A 15,400-nucleotide genomic window follows, 5' to 3' on the forward strand; every position below is an offset into this window, starting at 1 on the left:
AAACGGCCCCGAGCCTGACTTTTCTCCCCTGGAGGGAACATGACACTGATGCGTAGCACCGTAGCCCGAATTCTTGCCACCACCTTCGCCGTCAGCGCGGTATCTGCTTTTGCGGCCACCGATCTCACGGGCGCTGGCGGGACATTCCCGGCACCGGTTTATGCCAAGTGGGCAGCAGAATATCAGCAAGCCACCGGTAGCAAAATTAACTACCAGGGCATCGGTTCATCCGGTGGTGTCAAACAGATCATCGCCAAAACCGTGGATTTCGGTGCGTCCGATGCGCCTATGAAAGAGGAAGATCTGCAGAAAAATGGCCTGTTCCAGTTCCCGACCGTCATCGGTGGCGTGGTACTGGCGGTTAACCTGCCAGGCATCAAGTCAGGCCAGCTGACGCTGGATGGCAAAACCGTCGGTGATATCTACCTCGGCACCATTAAAAAGTGGAACGACCCGGCAATTGCCAAGCTTAACCCGGGCGTAAAACTGCCAGAGACCAACATCAACGTGGTGCGTCGCGCTGATGGTTCAGGCACCTCGTTCGTCTTCACCAGCTATCTGGCGAAGGTGAACCCGGAGTGGAACAGCAAAATCGGTAAAGGGAACACCGTTAACTGGCCGGTCGGTCTGGGCGGGAAAGGCAACGACGGTGTCGCCGCCTTTGTTCAGCGTCTGCCGGGTTCAATCGGCTACGTGGAATATGCCTACGCCAAACAGAATAACCTGACCTACACCAAACTGATGGATGCCGATGGCAAAGCGGTCGCGCCAGACGAAACCAGCTTCAGCAATGCTGCGAAAGGCGCTGACTGGAGCAAATCGTTTGCCCAGGACCTGACCTTCCAGAAGGGTGCAGATGCCTGGCCTATCTCCTCCACCACCTTCATTCTGATCTACAAAGATCAGGCGAATGCGGCCAAAGGCGCTGAAGTGCTGAAGTTCTTCGACTGGGCTTACAAAAGCGGCGGCAAAACGGCTAACGCGCTGGATTATGCGGCGCTGCCTGCGAGCGTAACCGAACAGATCCGTGCCGCATGGAAAGCCAACATCAAAGACAGTTCTGGTAAAGCGCTTTATCAGTAATTGAACGACCCTGACCGGACGGTAGTCCGGTCAGACCCAGCGGGCGGCGTTATGCCGCCCCGATAACCTCTGAAGACTGAGACTTCTATGGCTGCAACGAAGCCGGCTTTCAAAGCCCCAGGCAAACAGGGTGACAAAATTTTCGGTGCACTGGTCCGGCTGGCTGCGCTGATTGTCCTGTTACTGATGGGCGGCATTATCGTCTCCCTGATCATCTCCTCGTGGCCCAGCATCCAGAAGTTTGGTTTCGCCTTTTTGTGGACCAAAACCTGGGATGCGCCTAATGAAGAATTTGGTGCTCTGGTGCCGATCTACGGCACGCTGGTGACCTCCCTTATCGCGCTGATTATCGCCGTGCCGGTCAGTTTTGGTATCGCGCTGTTCCTGACTGAACTCGCACCCGGCTGGCTGCGTCGTCCGCTGGGCACCGCTATTGAGCTGCTGGCGGCGATTCCGAGCATCGTTTATGGCATGTGGGGCCTGTTTGTTTTCGCCCCGCTGTTTGCCGAATATTTTCAGACGCCGGTCAACGACGTCATGTCAGGCATTCCGATTGTCGGCGCGCTCTTCTCCGGCCCCGCTTTCGGTATCGGTATTCTCGCAGCGGGGGTGATTCTGGCCATCATGATCATCCCTTACATCGCCTCCGTGATGCGCGACGTCTTTGAGCAGACGCCGGTCATGATGAAAGAGTCCGCCTACGGCATCGGCTGCACCACCTGGGAAGTGATCTGGCGCATCGTCCTGCCGTTTACCAAAAACGGCGTGATTGGCGGCATCATGCTGGGACTGGGTCGTGCACTGGGTGAGACCATGGCGGTCACCTTTATTATCGGCAACACCTACCAGCTCGACAGCCCGTCGCTGTTTATGCCGGGTAACAGCATTACCTCGGCGCTGGCCAACGAGTTTGCGGAGGCGGAGTCGGGCGTGCATGTTGCCGCGCTGATGGAGCTGGGGCTGATCCTGTTTGTGATTACCTTTATCGTTCTGGCGATTTCCAAACTGATGATTATGCGCCTGGCGAAAAGTGAAGGAGCGCGCTCATGACCACGATTGAAATTCAGGCGCGTGCCGAACTGGACGCTTCACGCCGTAAAATGCAGTCCTGGCGCAGCACCAAAAATAAGATCGCGCTGACGCTGTCGCTGCTGACCATGGCGTTTGGCCTGTTCTGGCTGGTGTGGATCCTCTTCACCACGGTTTCCCGCGGCGTGGATGGCCTCTCCTGGTCCCTGTTTACCGAATCGACCCCGCCACCGAACACCGCGGGCGGCGGGCTGGCGAATGCCCTGGCCGGGAGTGGATTACTGATTTTCTGGTCAACCTTCTTTGGCACGCCGCTGGGCATTCTGGCCGGTATCTATCTGGCGGAATATGGGCGCAAGTCGGCCCTGTCAGAGGTGATCCGCTTCATTAACGACATTCTGCTGTCGGCACCGTCGATTGTGGTCGGCCTGTTCGTCTACACCCTTGTAGTGTCGCAGATGCAGCACTTCTCCGGCTGGGCCGGGGTGATAGCGCTGGCGCTGCTGCAGGTGCCGATTGTGATCCGTACCACCGAAAACATGCTGCGTCTGGTGCCAGACAGCATGCGTGAAGCGGCTTACGCCCTGGGCACGCCGAAGTGGAAAATGATCTCGGCCATCACCCTGAAGGCGTCCGTCTCCGGCATCATCACCGGCGTGCTGCTGGCCATCGCCCGCATCGCCGGGGAAACGGCTCCGCTGCTGTTTACCGCGCTCTCGAATCAGTTCTGGAGCACCGACATGATGCAGCCGCTGGCCAACCTGCCGGTCACCATCTTTAAGTTCGCCATGAGCCCGTTCGCCGAATGGCAGAGCCTGGCCTGGGCGGGCGTGCTGATTATTACCCTGTGCGTGCTGCTGCTGAACATTGTCGCGCGGGTGATTTTCGCCAAAGGCAAACACGGTTAACTTCCGGCGCGGCCCGCTGCGGCGCCGTATAAGAGAGATGAATGATGAGTATCGCGACGGCATCAGCCGATAAAATTCAGGTCCGTAATCTGAACTTCTATTACGGTAAGTTTCATGCGCTGAAGAACATCAACCTGGATATCGCTAAGAATCAGGTGACGGCATTTATCGGGCCATCGGGCTGCGGTAAATCGACCCTGCTGCGTACCTTTAACAAAATGTACTCCCTCTATCCTGAGCAGCGGGCCGAAGGGGACATTCTGCTGGATGGCGAAAATATTCTGACGGCCCAGCAGGATATTGCGCTGCTGCGCGCCCGCGTCGGCATGGTCTTTCAGAAGCCGACCCCGTTCCCGATGTCGATCTATGACAACATCGCCTTTGGCGTGCGCCTGTTTGAAAAGCTGTCACGTGCCGATATGGATGAGCGCGTGCAGTGGGCGCTGACCAAAGCGGCGCTGTGGAATGAAACCAAAGACAAGCTGCATCAGAGCGGTTACAGTCTCTCCGGCGGTCAGCAGCAGCGTCTCTGCATTGCGCGCGGCATCGCGATTCGCCCGGAAGTGTTACTGCTCGATGAGCCCTGCTCGGCGCTGGACCCGATCTCGACGGGGCGTATCGAGGAGCTGATCACCGAGCTGAAGCAGGACTACACCGTGGTGATCGTGACGCACAACATGCAGCAGGCGGCGCGTTGCTCTGACCATACGGCCTTTATGTATCTGGGCGAGCTGATTGAGTTCAGCGACACCGACACGCTGTTTACCAAACCGGCGCAGAAGCAGACTGAAGACTACATTACCGGCCGCTACGGCTGATCTGACAGGAGATCGACATGGATAATCTGAATCTGAACAAACACATCTCCGGTCAGTTCAACGCCGAGCTGGAGCATATCCGCACTCAGGTGATGATCATGGGTGGGATGGTCGAGCAGCAGCTGACTGACGCGATTACCGCGATGCACAACCTGGACGGCGAGCTGGCGCAGCGGGTGATCGACGGTGACCAGAAGGTCAACATGATGGAGGTGGAGATTGATGAAGCCTGCGTGCGCATCATCGCCAAACGTCAGCCAACCGCCATCGATCTGCGGCTGGTGATGGCGATCATCAAAACCATCTCTGAGCTGGAGCGCATTGGCGACGTGGCAGAGAAGATCAGCCGCACGGCGCTGGAGAAGTTTGGTCAGCAGCATCTGCCGCTGCTGGTCAGCCTGGAGTCGCTGGGCCGCCACACCGTACAGATGCTGCATGATGTGCTGGACGCCTTTGCCCGCATGGATCTCAATGAGGCGATCACTATCTACCGTGAAGATAAAAAGGTGGATAAAGAGTATGAGGGCATTGTGCGTCAGCTGATGACCTACATGATGGAAGATCCCCGTACCATTCCCAGCGTGCTGACGGCGCTGTTCTGCGCCCGTGCGATTGAGCGCATCGGCGATCGCTGCCAGAACATCTGCGAAATCATCTTCTATTTCGTTAAAGGTCAGGATTTCCGCCACGTTGGCGGTGACCGTCTCGACGAACTGCTGTCGGGTGACGACGGCAGCAACCGCCCTTCCTGATCCCGCTTACCCTGCGCCTGCCCGGCGCAGGGATAAGCCTTTTCAATTGGTCACACCCTGAACACTCTTTATAATTGCGGCACTTTTCTCTCTGAGGTGCGCAAAGATGTCCCCTTCTCCCCAATCTAAGCCAGGCGTCACGCCCGGCAAAGCGATGCTGGCTGCGGTCAGTGGTTATGCCATGGATGGATTCGACCTGCTGATACTCGGCTTTATGCTGCCGGCTATCTCCGTTTCGCTGGCGCTCAACCCCTCACAGGCGGGATCGCTGGTGACCTGGACGCTGATTGGCGCGGTAATCGGTGGCATCGTGTTTGGTCATCTCAGCGACCGTTTTGGCCGCATCCGTATGCTCACCGTCACGATTCTGGTCTTTTCTGTCTTCACCGGTCTGTGCGCGGTGGCGCAGGGCTACTGGGATCTGCTCGCCTGGCGCACGCTGGCGGGCGTCGGACTGGGCGGCGAGTTTGGTATCGGCATGGCGCTGATTGCCGAAGCCTGGCCGGTGGAGAAGCGCAATCGCGCGTCAGCGTGGGTCGGCATTGGCTGGCAGCTCGGCGTGCTGATGGCGGCCTTTATCACGCCGCCGCTGCTGACGCTTATCGGCTGGCGCGGCATGTTCCTGGTCGGGCTGCTGCCGGCGCTGGTCTCGTTTGCTATCCGCCGCGGCATGGGCGAGCCGGAAGCGTATCAGCGTCAGGTTAAGCAGGTGCCGTCGCTCTCTTTCCCGGCGCGCCTGAAGCTGCTGGTGCGCGATCGCACCACCGCTAAAGCCAGCCTCGGCATTTTTATTCTCTGTTCCGTGCAGAACTTTGGCTACTACGGGCTGATGATCTGGATGCCGAGCTACCTCTCCTCCAGCTTTGGCTTCAGCCTGACCAAATCGGGCCTCTGGACGGCGGTCACCGTCGTCGGGATGACCTTTGGCATCTGGCTGTTTGGCGTGCTGGCCGACCGCTTTGCGCGCTGGAAAATCTTCCTGCTCTACCAGTTTGGTGCCGTGGTGATGGTGGTGGTCTACGCCCAGCTGCGCGATCCCACCATTATGCTGGTGACCGGCGCGATCATGGGAATGTTCGTTAACGGCATGATTGGCGGCTACGGTGCACTGATTTCCGATACCTTCCCGCCGCAGGTGCGGGCCACCGCGCAGAATGTCCTGTTCAACCTGGGTCGTGGCGTGGGCGGCTTTGGGCCGGTGGTGATAGGGCTGCTGGCCAGTCAGTTTTCGTTCACGGCGGCGATTACCCTGCTGGCGCTGATTTATCTGCTGGATATTGTGGCGACGCTGTTCCTGCTGCCGAAGAAGCAGGGTCAGGAAGATACGCTGGGCGCGATTGGCTGACAGACGGTGGCCGGGGGATCGCTCTCCCGGCCATCAGGGCTTTCTGATGCTGCTCAGCGTGCGCCGGGCAGGCACGATCAGTTCATCAGCGGCAGGAGCTGCCGATAGAGGGTTGCAAAGGTTTCCCGGCGTGAGCGGTACTCCGCCATTCTGCCGGAATCCGGCTGATGCCGCTGCACCCGCACCGGTGTCGGGACGGTGACGCTGGCATCCAGCGCCTGCTGTGCCAGCCTGGCCGCGCCCAGTGCCGGGCCAACCTCGCCGCCATGACAGTAATCCAGCGTCTGGCCGCTGATATCCGCCAGCATCTGACGCCACAGCGCACTGCGCGCCCCGCCGCCGATCAGCATAATGCTCTCTGGCTGAACGCCACACTCATGCAGCACATCCATGCCCTGCGCCAGCGCAAAGCCGACCCCCTCCAGCACCGAGCGCGCCAGCTCGGGACGACCATGCTGGTGGGTAAAACCAAAGAAGGCGCCGAGGGCGTTGGGATTGTTGTGCGGCGTGCGTTCACCGGAAAGATAGGGCAGAAACCAGAGTGGCGGCACGTCATCACGCGCCCGCGCGGCTTCATCCAGCAGCTCAGGCACATCCCGGCAGCCGGTCAGCGTCGCGGCCCAGTCCAGACAGGAGGCCGCACTCAGCATCACCGACATCAGATGCCAGCGCTGCGGCAGCGCGTGACAGAAGCTGTGAACGGCCTGCTGCGGATTGCTGAGATAGCCATCGCTCACCACAAAATAGACGCCGGAGGTGCCCAGCGACAGCATCCCCTGGCCGGGTTCGGTCATGCCGACGCCCACGGCACCGGCGGCATTGTCGCCCCCGCCTGCGGCCAGCGGCACCGCGTTCATCTTCCAGCGTGTCGCCAGGTCAGCATGTAAGGAGCCGGTCAGGGCATTGCCCTCATAGAGTTGCGGCATCTGGTCGCGACTGAGATCGCAGGCGTGCAGCATCACATCGCTCCAGTCACGCTGCGCCACATCCAGCCACATCGTGCCTGCGGCATCTGACATATCCGTGGCGAAGTCGCCACTCATCCGCCAGCGCAGGTAATCCTTGGGCAGCAGCACGTGCGCGATCTGACGGAAGATGGCCGGTTCATGCTGCTGCACCCACAGCAGTTTGGGGGCCGTGAAGCCGGGCATCATCAGATTTCCGGTGATCGCCCGCGAATCCGGCACCTTCTGCTCCAGCTCACGGCACTGCGCCTCACTGCGTCCATCATTCCAGAGCATGGCCGGGCGTAAGACCTGGTTTGCGCTGTCGAGCAGCGTCGCTCCATGCATCTGTCCGCTCAGCCCGATGGCCTGCACGGCATCCAGATCCTGCTGCGCGCTCAGCGCCTGCATCGCCTGATCCAGCGCCTGCCACCAGCTTTCGGGATCCTGCTCGCTCCACAGGGGGTGTGGACGCGAAACCTGCAGCGGCGAGGTTTCTGTCGCCACCACGTTGCCCTGTGCATCCATCAGCACCACTTTGACGCCAGAGGTGCCTAAATCGATCCCGATATACATGCTCCGCTCCTGAAGATTCAGAAATCAAACAGATAGTGATTCACCAGATTTTCCAGCTGCTCCTGACGCCCGCTCTGATGCTGCGGATTGAGCTGCTGCTGCTGAGCATGCGCCGCCAGCGCGTCGAGGGAAAACTCGCCTTTCAGAATTTGCTGGCCGAACTCACCATTCCAGCCGCTGTAGCGCTGCGCCACACGCTTATCCAGCTCGCCGTCGCTGATCATGCGCGCCGCCACTTTCAGTGCCAGCGCCATCGTATCCATTGCCCCGATATGACCGTAGAAGAGATCATATTTGTCGGTGCTCTGACGACGCACTTTGGCATCAAAGTTTAAACCGCCGGTGGTAAAGCCGCCCGCTTTAAGGATTTCGTACATCACCAGCGCGTTCTCTTCCACGCTGACCGGGAACTGATCGGTGTCCCAGCCACACTGCGGATCGCCACGGTTCGCATCCACCGAACCGAAAATGCCCAGCGCAATGGCGGTGGCAATTTCGTGATGGAAGGAGTGACCGGCCAGCGTGGCGTGGTTCGCCTCCACGTTCACCTTGATCTCTTTCTCCAGCCCGAACTGTTTCAGGAAGCCATAAACCGTGGCGACATCGTAGTCATACTGATGTTTGGTCGGCTCCTGCGGTTTCGGTTCGATCAGCAGCGTGCCCTGGAAGCCGATTTTATGTTTATGCTCGACGACCATCTGCATAAAGCGGCCAATCTGCTCGCGCTCCTGCCGCAGATCGGTATTCAGCAGCGTTTCATACCCTTCACGTCCCCCCCACAGCACATAGTTTTCGCCGCCCAGCGTTTTCGTTGCCTGCATGGCGCTGCAGACCTGCGTCGCTGCCCAGGCAAAGACCGCCGGATCGGGGTTGGTCGCCGCGCCTGCGCCATAGCGCGGATGGGTAAAGCAGTTAGCGGTGCCCCACAACAGTTTCACGCCGGTCTCCTGCTGTTTCTCCAGCAGCTTATCGGTCATGGCGGCAAAGTTTTCTTTGTAGCTTTGCAGCGAGTCCCCTTCCGGTGAGACGTCCACGTCGTGGAAGCAGTACCAGGGCACATTCAGCTTGTGGAAAAACTCAAAGGCCACATCCGCCTTCTGCTTTGCCAGCTGCAATGCATCGCCGCTTTTCTGCCAGGGACGATCAAAGGCGCCGACACCAAACATATCCGCGCCGTTCCAGCAGAAGGTGTGCCAGTAGCAGGCGGCAAAGCGCAGATGTTCCGCCATGGTCTTGCCGAGGATCACCTCATCAGGATTGTAGTGGCGGAAAGCGAGAGGATGCGTCGACTGGGGACCTTCATAACGAACCCGATCGATCTGATCGAAATAAGCGTGCATGGTTTGCTCCTTAGCATCAGTACCCGAATGGTCTGCGTTGAAGCCATATTTGATATGGGTGACTGACTCAGCTCAATTACGATATTTCACTCCGGGTTTCAGATAATTATTATTTGTGCGCTGGCTCGCAAAATAAGGCTATTCCACGCGGAGCGTCGCGCGCGGCATGGTTTCTCCGAAAAGGATGAAAATCCGATCGCGCTCATAAAAAAAACAAATAAACCAAAAAACGTAATAGCCGGATAAAAATCAGTAATTGCTGTCGTTCAGAAATAAGGGCAACAATTCATCCGCCTGGTTTATCGGCCTGACACGAAAATAGCCTCAACCTACAGGATGATCACAATGAAGATGAAACATGCACTGTTTGCTGCCTGTGCGGCGCTGGCGCTGTTCAGCCAGACCAGCCTGGCGAAAGAAGTGAAGATCGGCATGGCAATTGATGATTTGCGCCTGGAGCGCTGGCAGAAAGATCGCGATATCTTTGTAAAACAGGCCGAGTCGCAGGGCGCTCAGGTGTTTGTTCAGTCTGCGAACGGCAATGAAGAAACCCAGATGTCGCAGATTGAAAATATGATCAACCGCGGTGTCGATGTGCTGGTCATTATTCCTTATAACGGTCAGGTGCTGAGTAACGTCGTCGCAGAAGCGAAGCGGGAAGGCATTAAAGTGCTGGCCTATGATCGCATGATAAATAATGCCGATATCGATTTTTATATCTCTTTCGATAATGAAAAAGTGGGTGAACTGCAGGCCGAAAGCATTGTGAAACAGGTGCCTAAGGGCAACTATTTTTTAATGGGCGGATCGCCGGTGGATAATAACGCCCGCCTGTTCCGCGCCGGACAGATGAAAGTGTTAAAACCCTATATCGATAACGGCAGCATCAAAATTGTTGGCGATCAGTGGGTCGATGCCTGGCTGCCGGAAAATGCGCTGAAGATTATGGAGAATGCCCTGACCGCCAATGGTAACCATATCGATGCGGTGGTCGCCTCCAACGATGCCACCGCCGGGGGAGCGATTCAGGCGCTGAGCGCGCAGGGACTGGCAGGGAAAGTGGCCATCTCCGGCCAGGATGCCGATCTGGCGGCGATTAAGCGCATCAAAGCGGGCACCCAGACCATGACCGTTTACAAGCCGATCACCGAGCTGGCGACCGAAGCGGCGAAAATCGCGGTCGAGCTGGGCGATGGCAAAACACCCGCCAGCAACAGCACGCTGAACAACGGCCTGAAAGATGTGCCGTCGCGGCTGCTGAAGCCGATTCCGGTTAACAAAGACAATATCGAAAGCACCGTGGTGAAAGACGGTTTCCACAAACAGAGCGAACTCTGACCGCGCAAAGCGTGAGGGAGAACAGTCGATGCTGCTGGAAATGAAAAACATCACCAAGCGTTTCGGTGCCGTGAAAGCGCTGAATGATGTCAGCCTGCACCTGGAGGCGGGCGAAGTGATGTCGCTGTGCGGTGAGAATGGTTCAGGCAAATCGACCCTGATGAAAATCCTGTGCGGACTCTATCCGCACGGCGATTTCGAGGGGCAGATCCACTTCTCTGGCGACGAAATTCAGGCACAGACGATTCGCGATACCGAGCGTAAAGGCATCGTGATCATTCATCAGGAGCTGGCGCTGGTGCGGCAACTGACGGTGATGGAGAACATCTTCCTCGGTGCCGAACTGAGCCGGTTCGGCATGGTGGATGATGAAACCATGACCCTGCGCTGCCAGCAGCTGCTGGCGCGGGTCGGGCTCAACGTCTCTCCTGCCACTCGCGTGGGGGAGTTAGGTCTGGGCCAGCAGCAGCTGGTGGAGATTGCCCGCGCCCTTAACAAACAGGTCCGGCTGCTGATTCTGGATGAGCCGACCTCCTCCCTGACCGAGCAGGAGACGGAGGTGCTGCTCGGTATCATCCGCAATCTGCGTGAACACGGCATCGCCTGCATCTACATTTCGCACAAGCTGAATGAGGTGAAGGCGATCTCCGACACCATCTGCGTCATCCGCGACGGTCAGCACATTGCTACCCGTCCGGCGGCGGGCATGAGCGAAGATGACATCATCACCATGATGGTCGGTCGCGAGCTGACCGCGCTCTATCCGCATGCGCCGCATGAGATCGGCGACCCGGTGCTGAAGGTGGAAAACCTCACCGCCTGGCATCCCGTCAACCGCCATATCCGCCGCGTCAACAACGTCTCTTTTACGCTGCGACGCGGTGAAATCCTCGGCATCGCCGGGCTGGTGGGCGCGGGCCGAACCGAAACGGTGCAGTGTCTGTTTGGTGTCTGGCCGGGCCGCTGGCAGGGCGACATCTGGATCAATGGTCAACAGGTCAGCATCACCGACTGCCGCGCCGCGATTGCGCACGGCATCGCGATGGTGCCGGAAGATCGCAAAAAGGATGGCATCGTGCCGCTGATGGCGGTGGGCAAAAATATTACCCTGGCGGCGCTGGATCAGTTCAGTCACCGGCTCTCGACCCTGGATGAAGCGCAGGAGCAGCAGGCCATCAACGACGCGATCGGCCGGCTGCGGGTCAAAACCTCCTCGTCAGAACTGCCGATTGGCCGGTTAAGCGGCGGCAATCAGCAGAAAGCCATTCTGGCGAAATGCCTGCTGCTGAACCCGAAAATCCTGATTCTGGATGAGCCGACGCGCGGCATCGATGTGGGCGCGCGTCAGGAGATCTATCTGCTGATCAATGCGCTGGTTCAGCAGGGGATCGCCGTCATTGTGATTTCGTCTGAGCTGCCGGAAGTGCTGGGCCTGAGCGATCGGGTGCTGGTGATGCATGAAGGGCAGATCAAAGCCGATTTAGTTAACGATAACCTGACTCAGGAGCAGGTGATGGAAGCTGCCCTGCGGAGTGAACATTATGCTTAAAAGTGAAAGTACCCAAAGCCGCCTCTCCGGCACGCCGGGCAAACCGTCACCGGGCAGGTTCACGCTGCCAGACCTGCAGGTGCTGGTAATGCTGGGCGCGATTGTCGTGATTGCGCTGTTCTTTACCTGGACCACCGATGGCGCATGGCTCAGTGCGCGTAACGTCTCTAACCTGCTGCGTCAGACCGCCATCACCGGCATCCTGGCCGTCGGCATGGTGTTCGTGATTATCTCGGCGGAGATCGACCTGTCGGTGGGTTCGATGATGGGCCTGCTCGGCGGAGCCGCGGCGATATTCGACGTCTGGCTTGGCTGGCCGCTGCCGCTGACTATCGTTGTGACGCTGGTGATGGGGCTGCTGCTCGGCACCTGGAATGGCTGGTGGGTGGCCTACCGCAAAGTGCCGTCGTTTATCGTCACACTGGCGGGGATGCTGGCGTTCCGCGGCATCCTGGTCGGGATTACCGACGGCACCACGGTGGCGCCGATTACGCCGGGAATGTCGCAGATTGGTCAGAGCTATCTGCCGGACGGCGTCGGTTTCGGCTTTGGTTTTGTCGGTCTGGCGCTGTTTATGCTGTGGCAGTGGCGTCTGCGGCTGCGCCGTCAGCAGCTCGGGCTGCCGCAGGGCGCGGCCAGCGGCACGGTGGGCCGTCAGGCGATCACCGCGATTCTGGTGCTGGGGGCCATCTGGTTACTCAATGACTATCGCGGCGTGCCGACGCCGGTATTGCTGCTGGTCATGCTGTTGCTGGCGGGCATGTTTATGGCTACCCGCACCGCCTTTGGCCGTCGTATCTACGCCATCGGCGGCAATATCGATGCTGCGCGCCTTTCGGGCATTAACGTGGCGCGCACCAAGCTGGCGGTGTTTGCCATCAACGGCGTGATGGTGGCGATTGCCGGGCTGATCCTCAGTTCGCGGCTGGGCGCAGGCTCGCCGTCGGCGGGTAATATCGCGGAACTCGACGCGATCGCCGCCTGTGTCATCGGCGGCACCAGCCTGGCCGGGGGCGTCGGTTCCGTGGCGGGGGCAGTGATGGGCGCCTTTATCATGGCATCGCTGGATAACGGCATGAGCATGATGGATGTGCCGACTTTCTGGCAGTACATCGTCAAAGGGGCGATTCTGCTGCTGGCGGTGTGGATGGATACGGCCACGCGGCGTCGGGTGTAATCGCGCGGACGATCACATTGTGGCGCAAACAATTTTTTTGCCCCTGTCAGCCGTGCTATGCAATGCGCTGAGCATTTAAGGGAACGCGCCACCATGCATGACAAACGCTATCGCATTACCCTGCTGTTTAACGCCAACAAAGTGTATGATCGCCAGGTTGTGGAGGGGGTCGGGGAGTATCTGCAGGCATCGCAGACTGACTGGGATATCTTCATCGAAGAAGATTTCCGCTGCCGCATCGACAACATCCGCGAATGGCTGGGAGATGGGGTGATCGCCGATTACGACGATCGCTCCATCGAAACCCTGCTGTCGAATGTCTCCGTGCCGATAGTGGGCGTCGGAGGCTCCTACCATCGTCCGGAAGATTATCCGCCGGTGCACTATATCGCCACCGACAACGCCGCGCTGGTGGAGAAAGCCTTTCTGCACCTGAAAGAGAAGGGGATCAATCGCTTTGCCTTTTATGGATTACCGGCCTCCAGCGGCAAGCGCTGGGCGCAGGAGCGGGAACAGGCGTTTCGCCAGCTGGTGGGGCGCGAACGCTATCAGGGCGTGGTCTATCAGGGAATGGAAACCGCGCCTGCCAACTGGCAGCACGCCCAGAACCGGCTCGCCGACTGGCTGCAGACGCTGCCGCCGCAAACCGGGATTATCGCCGTCACCGACTCACGGGCGCGGCACCTGCTGCAGGCGTGCGAACACCTGAAAATTCCGGTGCCGGAGAAGCTTACGGTGATCGGGATTGATAATGAGGAGCTGACCCGCTATCTGTCGCGCGTGGCGCTCTCTTCCGTGGCGCAGGGCTCGCGGCAGATGGGCTATCAGGCGGCCAAGCTGCTGCACCGGCTGCTGGATAAGCAGCCTCTGCCGCTTCAGCGCATTCTGGTGCCGCCGGTAAAAGTGATCGCCCGCCGCTCGACCGACTTCCGCTCGCTGCGCGACCCGGCGGTGATTCAGGCGATGCACTACATCCGCTTTAATGCCTGCAAGGGGATCAAGGTGGAGCAGGTGCTGGATGCGGTCGGGCTGTCACGCTCCAATCTGGAAAAACGCTTCCGTGATGAAACCGGCGACACCATTCATGCAATGATCCACCGCGAAAAGCTGGAAAAAGCGCGCGAACTGCTCGCGTCTTCCTCACTTAACATCAATGAGATCTCACAGATGTGCGGCTACCCCTCGTTGCAGTATTTCTACTCGGTCTTCCGCAAAAGCTACGACACCACCCCGAAAGAATACCGGCAGCATCACGGGGAGAATGTGTTGTAGGGAAGAGTCTCTGCGGCCTCACACCCGCTGCTCACTCTGCTCCAGTACCGCCAGCGCCAGCCCGTTCGCCGGATCAATCCGGGTCGCGGGGAAGTGCAGCTGGGTGTGCGTGGCGGTAAAGGCGAAGGCGTTGCCATGCGCCGTGTCACGCACCGCTTTGCAGAAAAGCTCGCTGGCGCTCCACGGGCAATCAATGATGATGGTGGCGGGGTTCAGCAGCAGCATGATCTGACTCAGCGCCGCACCGAGATAGCCCCCCGCCTGGGTCATCACCGTATCCACCACGCGTGGCGCGCTGTCGCGGTTCTGCCAGCTCAGGCCAGGCTGATGCTGCGCCAGCAGCTGATTCACGGCAGGTTTGCTGACCAGCGTCTCCAGACAGCCGCGCCGGCCACAGCTGCAGCGTGGCCCGCCGGGCTGAACGATCAGATGTCCCGCCTCACCCGCGGTCCAGCTGTGCCCGGTAAAGACGTCGCCATGCTGGATCAGTGCGCCGCCGATGCCCTCGGCAATCCGCAGATAAAAATGTCCGCTCTCCACGGAGAGTCCGTGCTGCTCGACGGCCAGCAGCGCCGCCGCTTTGACATTGTTCATGATGCGGATGGGCAGGCGAACGTGTCTGCGCAGCGTGCTCAGCAGGTCAACATCCTGCCATTCAAGCGGCAGGGAGAGATGCATCCAGCCCCGGCGGGGATCGACGATGCCGGGAAAGCCAAGGCCGAAGCCAAGCAGATCGGGATAGCGCTCTGTCAGTTCCCGGCAGAGCATCGCCAGCTCCGCCAGCAGGCGGGTCGGGTTACTGGTCTCGGTGCGCAGCGTCTGTTCCGCCAGCACCTGCGAAAAGTAGTCGCAGACCCGCCAGTGGATGACGTTGCGTTCCACCATAATGCCCGCGCTCTTGAGCTTTTCCGGCCGCAGGGCGATGCCGATTTTAGGCCGTCCGGCGGCCGCCACGCTGACCGGTCCCAGCTCCTCAATCAGCCCCTGATCCAGCAGGTCATCGATGATGAGCGAGACGGTGTTCTTACTGAGTTCCAGTGCCTCCGCCAGATCCTGACGCGACGTGACGCGCAGTTTACGTAACCGGGCCATTACCCGTTTCTGATTGTTCAGTCGCAGGAGTGCAGGGCCTTTGCCGTTTGTTTTCATCACGGATCCACCCAACAGAGGAGACAGATTTCAGTGTATCAGCCCGTGAGAAACGTTGATCTGACACTTTTGTGTGCTGTTTCACACAACCTCGCTATCAGGGATAACCCTCGGCAGCAG

General features: G+C 59.1%; 13 protein-coding genes. 10 read left to right on the forward strand and 3 right to left on the reverse strand.

Going from position 1 to position 15,400, the window contains the following annotated elements:
• Window positions 1–39 precede the first annotated feature (39 nt).
• The 6 genes from pstS (at window position 40) to AC6I7A_RS00095 (ending at window position 5,935) form a co-directional block, all read left to right on the forward strand.
• Window positions 40–1,083: a phosphate ABC transporter substrate-binding protein PstS gene (gene pstS / locus AC6I7A_RS00070; protein WP_058957191.1), complete on the forward strand. Its 1,044-nt coding sequence runs from the start codon at window positions 40–42 to the stop codon at window positions 1,081–1,083.
• Window positions 1,084–1,170: 87 nt separating this feature from the next.
• Window positions 1,171–2,133 (forward strand): phosphate ABC transporter permease PstC, encoded by a 963-nt coding sequence (gene pstC / locus AC6I7A_RS00075; RefSeq protein ID WP_009088219.1) that lies wholly within the window; start codon window positions 1,171–1,173, stop codon window positions 2,131–2,133.
• Window positions 2,130–3,020 (forward strand): phosphate ABC transporter permease PstA, encoded by an 891-nt coding sequence (gene pstA / locus AC6I7A_RS00080; RefSeq protein ID WP_009088221.1) that lies wholly within the window; start codon window positions 2,130–2,132, stop codon window positions 3,018–3,020. Before pstC ends, pstA begins: the two co-directional genes overlap by 4 nt.
• 44 nt (window positions 3,021–3,064) lie before the next feature.
• Window positions 3,065–3,838: a phosphate ABC transporter ATP-binding protein PstB gene (pstB, locus tag AC6I7A_RS00085; protein WP_009088223.1), complete on the forward strand. Its 774-nt coding sequence runs from the start codon at window positions 3,065–3,067 to the stop codon at window positions 3,836–3,838.
• A gap of 17 nt (window positions 3,839–3,855) precedes the next feature.
• Window positions 3,856–4,590, forward strand: a complete 735-nt coding sequence (phoU, locus tag AC6I7A_RS00090; RefSeq protein WP_009088225.1) for a phosphate signaling complex protein PhoU — start codon at window positions 3,856–3,858, stop codon at window positions 4,588–4,590.
• 106 nt (window positions 4,591–4,696) lie between these two features.
• On the forward strand, window positions 4,697–5,935 hold the full coding sequence (locus AC6I7A_RS00095; RefSeq protein ID WP_009088226.1) for an MFS transporter: 1,239 nt from the start codon (window positions 4,697–4,699) through the stop codon (window positions 5,933–5,935).
• 77 nt (window positions 5,936–6,012) lie between these two features.
• Here AC6I7A_RS00095 and xylB read toward each other — a convergent pair whose 3' ends face one another.
• Entirely contained in the window at window positions 6,013–7,455 is a 1,443-nt protein-coding gene (gene xylB, locus AC6I7A_RS00100) for a xylulokinase (protein ID WP_058957190.1), read from the reverse strand.
• Window positions 7,456–7,472: 17 nt separating this feature from the next.
• Window positions 7,473–8,795, reverse strand: a complete 1,323-nt coding sequence (xylA, locus tag AC6I7A_RS00105) for a xylose isomerase (RefSeq protein WP_009088230.1) — start codon at window positions 8,793–8,795, stop codon at window positions 7,473–7,475.
• 345 nt (window positions 8,796–9,140) lie between these two features.
• Between xylA and xylF the strand changes: the two genes are divergently transcribed.
• From xylF to xylR, 4 genes are all read left to right on the forward strand, one after another.
• The gene (gene xylF / locus AC6I7A_RS00110) at window positions 9,141–10,133 is read left to right on the forward strand and encodes a D-xylose ABC transporter substrate-binding protein (protein WP_009088231.1); all 993 of its coding nucleotides are present in this window, start codon (window positions 9,141–9,143) and stop codon (window positions 10,131–10,133) included.
• 28 nt (window positions 10,134–10,161) lie between these two features.
• Window positions 10,162–11,682: a xylose ABC transporter ATP-binding protein gene (locus tag AC6I7A_RS00115; RefSeq protein WP_046100894.1), complete on the forward strand. Its 1,521-nt coding sequence runs from the start codon at window positions 10,162–10,164 to the stop codon at window positions 11,680–11,682.
• The gene (gene xylH, locus AC6I7A_RS00120; protein WP_009088234.1) at window positions 11,675–12,859 is read left to right on the forward strand and encodes a xylose ABC transporter permease XylH; all 1,185 of its coding nucleotides are present in this window, start codon (window positions 11,675–11,677) and stop codon (window positions 12,857–12,859) included. The genes AC6I7A_RS00115 and xylH overlap by 8 nt, the downstream gene beginning before the upstream one ends.
• 93 nt (window positions 12,860–12,952) lie before the next feature.
• A complete protein-coding gene (xylR, locus tag AC6I7A_RS00125; protein ID WP_058957189.1) occupies window positions 12,953–14,131 on the forward strand; it encodes a D-xylose utilization transcriptional activator XylR in 1,179 nt (392 codons plus the stop codon).
• Between the two features lie 18 nt (window positions 14,132–14,149).
• Here the strand turns inward: xylR and AC6I7A_RS00130 are convergent, their stop codons facing one another.
• Window positions 14,150–15,280 (reverse strand): ROK family transcriptional regulator, encoded by a 1,131-nt coding sequence (locus tag AC6I7A_RS00130; protein ID WP_058957188.1) that lies wholly within the window; start codon window positions 15,278–15,280, stop codon window positions 14,150–14,152.
• Window positions 15,281–15,400 lie beyond the last annotated feature (120 nt).

It is taken from the genome of Type-F symbiont of Plautia stali (assembly GCF_059731105.1).

Excerpts from the sequence above, each read along its gene's own strand:
- xylH (WP_009088234.1), top strand. The coding sequence starts at position 11,675 with ATGCTTAAAAGTGAAAGTACCCAAAGCCGCCTCTCCGGCACGCCGGGC.
- xylA (WP_009088230.1), bottom strand. The coding sequence starts at position 8,795 with ATGCACGCTTATTTCGATCAGATCGATCGGGTTCGTTATGAAGGTCCC.
- phoU (WP_009088225.1), top strand. The coding sequence starts at position 3,856 with ATGGATAATCTGAATCTGAACAAACACATCTCCGGTCAGTTCAACGCC.
- pstS (WP_058957191.1), top strand. The coding sequence starts at position 40 with ATGACACTGATGCGTAGCACCGTAGCCCGAATTCTTGCCACCACCTTC.
- pstA (WP_009088221.1), top strand. The coding sequence starts at position 2,130 with ATGACCACGATTGAAATTCAGGCGCGTGCCGAACTGGACGCTTCACGC.
- pstB (WP_009088223.1), top strand. The coding sequence starts at position 3,065 with ATGAGTATCGCGACGGCATCAGCCGATAAAATTCAGGTCCGTAATCTG.
- xylF (WP_009088231.1), top strand. The coding sequence starts at position 9,141 with ATGAAGATGAAACATGCACTGTTTGCTGCCTGTGCGGCGCTGGCGCTG.
- xylB (WP_058957190.1), bottom strand. The coding sequence starts at position 7,455 with ATGTATATCGGGATCGATTTAGGCACCTCTGGCGTCAAAGTGGTGCTG.
- AC6I7A_RS00130 (WP_058957188.1), bottom strand. The coding sequence starts at position 15,280 with ATGAAAACAAACGGCAAAGGCCCTGCACTCCTGCGACTGAACAATCAG.
- AC6I7A_RS00095 (WP_009088226.1), top strand. The coding sequence starts at position 4,697 with ATGTCCCCTTCTCCCCAATCTAAGCCAGGCGTCACGCCCGGCAAAGCG.
- AC6I7A_RS00115 (WP_046100894.1), top strand. The coding sequence starts at position 10,162 with ATGCTGCTGGAAATGAAAAACATCACCAAGCGTTTCGGTGCCGTGAAA.
- xylR (WP_058957189.1), top strand. The coding sequence starts at position 12,953 with ATGCATGACAAACGCTATCGCATTACCCTGCTGTTTAACGCCAACAAA.
- pstC (WP_009088219.1), top strand. The coding sequence starts at position 1,171 with ATGGCTGCAACGAAGCCGGCTTTCAAAGCCCCAGGCAAACAGGGTGAC.